The 3,462-nt window shown below is 50.3% G+C and carries 2 protein-coding genes, 1 pseudogene and 1 CRISPR repeat array; of the genes and pseudogenes, 1 reads left to right on the top strand and 2 read right to left on the bottom strand.

What is annotated here, in order from left to right:
* A pseudogene (locus tag IQ254_RS30275) lies at positions 1-420 on the top strand (hypothetical protein); the annotation flags it as partial.
* Positions 421-482: 62 nt separating this feature from the next.
* A CRISPR array of direct repeats spans positions 483-2,309; the repeat unit is 35 nt; unit sequence GTTTCCATTAGTTCAACTTCCGAGGAAGTTTTGAG.
* A 288-nt stretch (positions 2,310-2,597) separates the two neighbouring features.
* Here IQ254_RS30275 and IQ254_RS30270 read toward each other — a convergent pair.
* Together IQ254_RS30270 and IQ254_RS30265 are read right to left on the bottom strand one after the other, a co-directional pair.
* Positions 2,598-3,038, bottom strand: coding sequence for a hypothetical protein (locus tag IQ254_RS30270; protein WP_193969852.1), 441 nt, complete (start codon positions 3,036-3,038; stop codon positions 2,598-2,600).
* Positions 3,035-3,421, bottom strand: coding sequence for a four helix bundle protein (locus IQ254_RS30265; protein ID WP_193969851.1), 387 nt, complete (start codon positions 3,419-3,421; stop codon positions 3,035-3,037). Before IQ254_RS30265 ends, IQ254_RS30270 begins: the two co-directional genes overlap by 4 nt.
* Between the last annotated feature and the right edge of the window lie 41 nt (positions 3,422-3,462).

Below are 3,462 nucleotides of genomic sequence, written 5' to 3'. Positions count from 1 at the left end.
GTGCTGCGGAGTGGGGGGCTGGTGGCAGCGGCGTTTGATGCGGATGTGGCAGGGGAGGTGATGGCCTGGCGGGTAGCGCAGCAGGTACCGGGAATTGAGCGGCTGACGCCGAACCAGGGGAAGGACTGGAATGAAGTGCTGGTGCAACCGGAGGACATGGGGAACTCGTGGCGACAGAGCCACCCGGAGCTAGAGCAGCTTTGGCAGTGGCATGGGGCGGCAACTGCCCTGGGCAGGCCGGAGGGATATTTGAGCCGGATAACTGAGGTGGCTCGGGAGATAGCAAAGGGGAACCCATTATCTGAAAAAGCCAGAGTGGTCATGCAGCGAGATTTTGAGTCTTCTACCAACTTGCTAAACAAGCGTGAGGATGGACTCAGCGCTACAAGGTCATCGGGCTCTTTGGAGATGGGCCACTGACAGGGGCGTTCAAATTTGGGCTTGAGCGCGAAACGGCGATTTTTCCCATGGGAAAAATCGCCGTTTCCATTAGTTCAACTTCCGAGGAAGTTTTGAGATGTTATTGGTGCTGTCGTTGTTTCGGAGCCGTGTAACAGGTTTCCATTAGTTCAACTTCCGAGGAAGTTTTGAGAAGTTAACAAAATGAGCCGTAAGCAGGCTCAGCACGTTTCCATTAGTTCAACTTCCGAGGAAGTTTTGAGCCTGGGACATCACATATGTCCTTGGCACAACCAGTTTCCATTAGTTCAACTTCCGAGGAAGTTTTGAGCCCCCGCCGGCGTACCTCGAAGAGGAATACCCATATAGTTTCCATTAGTTCAACTTCCGAGGAAGTTTTGAGGTCTCAGCGCTTAGCTCGTATAAAAGCATTCTAATGCGGTTTCCATTAGTTCAACTTCCGAGGAAGTTTTGAGTCTACTTGATCGTTGTGATCGACTTCGTCACAAACGTGGGTTTCCATTAGTTCAACTTCCGAGGAAGTTTTGAGTCTGGTGAAGGCATTGCTCCGAAGCCCATTGAGGTTTCCATTAGTTCAACTTCCGAGGAAGTTTTGAGTTTTCCGCAGAGGAGAATTACCTAGCAATTACAGGTTTCCATTAGTTCAACTTCCGAGGAAGTTTTGAGCACCAGATGGCAACAAAGTGTATGCCTCTCAAATGCGTTTCCATTAGTTCAACTTCCGAGGAAGTTTTGAGTGTCATTGTTTGGAGCCGCCATTGGCTTCAGTATCGTTGTTTCCATTAGTTCAACTTCCGAGGAAGTTTTGAGGCTGGATACGACAGCCCCTAATTCACTGGGGACCGTGGTTTCCATTAGTTCAACTTCCGAGGAAGTTTTGAGTTTGTACATTTCAAATTAGTTTATAAAGGGGGATCAATGTTTCCATTAGTTCAACTTCCGAGGAAGTTTTGAGTTCTCGGGTCTTCCTGGGAACACATCTAAAACTTAAAATGTTTCCATTAGTTCAACTTCCGAGGAAGTTTTGAGTCCATAGGGCAAGTTAATTCGGTTGGCATTGATATTCTGGGTTTCCATTAGTTCAACTTCCGAGGAAGTTTTGAGAGTCATCAACCGGGCCTCTCTCCGAGACAGCTCCCAGTTTCCATTAGTTCAACTTCCGAGGAAGTTTTGAGCCAAATAACTGGGGCGGCGGGATGCGAGTGCGTCCACGGGTTTCCATTAGTTCAACTTCCGAGGAAGTTTTGAGCTATTGTCACTTACAACCGAGACAGGTTTAACGGCGGTTTCCATTAGTTCAACTTCCGAGGAAGTTTTGAGAGGCGTGGCAAACCGCGATGATGGGCGCTGCCCAGGTTTCCATTAGTTCAACTTCCGAGGAAGTTTTGAGTCGTTGAACCCCAATTTCCAGAGGGGGTGACGTACGAGTGTTTCCATTAGTTCAACTTCCGAGGAAGTTTTGAGTAGCAGGTTTAACTACGTTAAAGTCTCTTTACGGAGCGTTTCCATTAGTTCAACTTCCGAGGAAGTTTTGAGGTGACGATTTCCATTGTTGTACGGGGCACCACCCATCGTTTCCATTAGTTCAACTTCCGAGGAAGTTTTGAGGATAAGGACAAAGTATTGCAAACGAGGCTAGCTCCGTGTTTCCATTAGTTCAACTTCCGAGGAAGTTTTGAGGTGAGGATGGTAGCTTGTCGGGAACCCACTGCACCAGGTTTCCATTAGTTCAACTTCCGAGGAAGTTTTGAGGTGGCAGAGCCATTCTGAAGGGCAGATTCTACGGTTTCCATTAGTTCAACTTCCGAGGAAGTTTTGAGGAATTGTCAATGGGCGCCTCATCGGCCCCTGCACGTTTCCATTAGTTCAACTTCCGAGGAAGTTTTGAGGGTCGGGTTCTAGAACCCTTGCCACGCCTGCATTCTAACCCACCATTTTCGTCGGGGTCTACCCCGCCCGCCCATTAATGATATTTCTTCGCAATAGCGCCCTGTGAAAAACCTCTGAAAGCCTTGTATATCAATGCTCCCGCTGGGTTCGACGAGAGAATGCGGGTTTTGGCGATCGGCAGACCCCGAGAAGAAACAGAGCCTGAGAGAGGCGTTTCTATTTGGCGGCGAGAAAAGCCCTAAAATCACGACTGGTGCTCCAAAATGGGGTTTTGTGTTTCCCTCTGGCTAAGGCTTCCTCGAAAGCAACCTGCTCAGGAACCGTTTGGGGCCTCTGGTAAGAGGATTATAGTCCTCATGGGAGATTACCTTGATCGGTACGATCTGATCGCCATCGTCCTGGCAAAGCAGCCGGTAGCGTCGGGTTACCGGAATTCTGATAACATCGCGCATCATCTCTAGCCGTTTGCCCGACATCTGCCAATAGTGAGTTCCTTGCTGGAGGGCAGACAGCACATTCCTAGCCTTTTTCACAATGCTCTTTGGCAAGTGACTCAACTCGATGGCATCCCCGGCAAATAGGGCTTGCCATTGCTCTCGCTCCTGCCGCCGCTGGCTAAACCGTTTTTGCTTTCTGGCAACGCGCTCAGCGCAGCAGTGGCAATACCGTCCATAGCCCCGGTGGCCACAGGCAAAGCGCTTTTTATGTTTGCGGCTGCGATGGCTCATGACGACACCGCCCAGCCATCGGCCTGCTCAATCAGTTTCCCTGTAGCTGCCAGCACCAGGCTGTAGGCATGAAATAATTCTTGTCCGGTCTCAGCATCTAGATAGTCACACAAGATGGCAAACTCCAGCCAGGTCTGGGTTTCGGCGGCTTCAGCCTCGACCTCGTTGAGCTTGGCGACAAACGCCTTTTTGTAGCGCCGCTTTTGCCATGCCTCGGCCAGGTTGGCGCACACCGAGCGAGACGATCGCAACATTTGCTCTGTCAGCAGCTGCCGCTCAGCCATGGGAAAGGTCTGGGACAGCTCAAAGATTTTCATGGCCGATTCAAAGGCCTTTTGGTAGACCAGCAGTTCTCTGTGAGAGGCGATGAAGTCGGGGGTCATGGTGAAGACTCCTTTGGTGAAGAGAGGGGGAGGTGGGGAAA

It is taken from the genome of Nodosilinea sp. LEGE 07088 (assembly GCF_015207395.1).
GTDB lineage: Bacteria > Cyanobacteriota > Cyanobacteriia > Phormidesmidales > Phormidesmidaceae > Nodosilinea.
Note: the sequence above shows the minus strand (reverse complement) of the source record. Positions and strands in the feature narration are given on the sequence as shown.

Excerpts from the sequence above, each read along its gene's own strand:
- IQ254_RS30270 (WP_193969852.1), bottom strand. The coding sequence starts at position 3,038 with ATGAGCCATCGCAGCCGCAAACATAAAAAGCGCTTTGCCTGTGGCCAC.
- IQ254_RS30265 (WP_193969851.1), bottom strand. The coding sequence starts at position 3,421 with ATGACCCCCGACTTCATCGCCTCTCACAGAGAACTGCTGGTCTACCAA.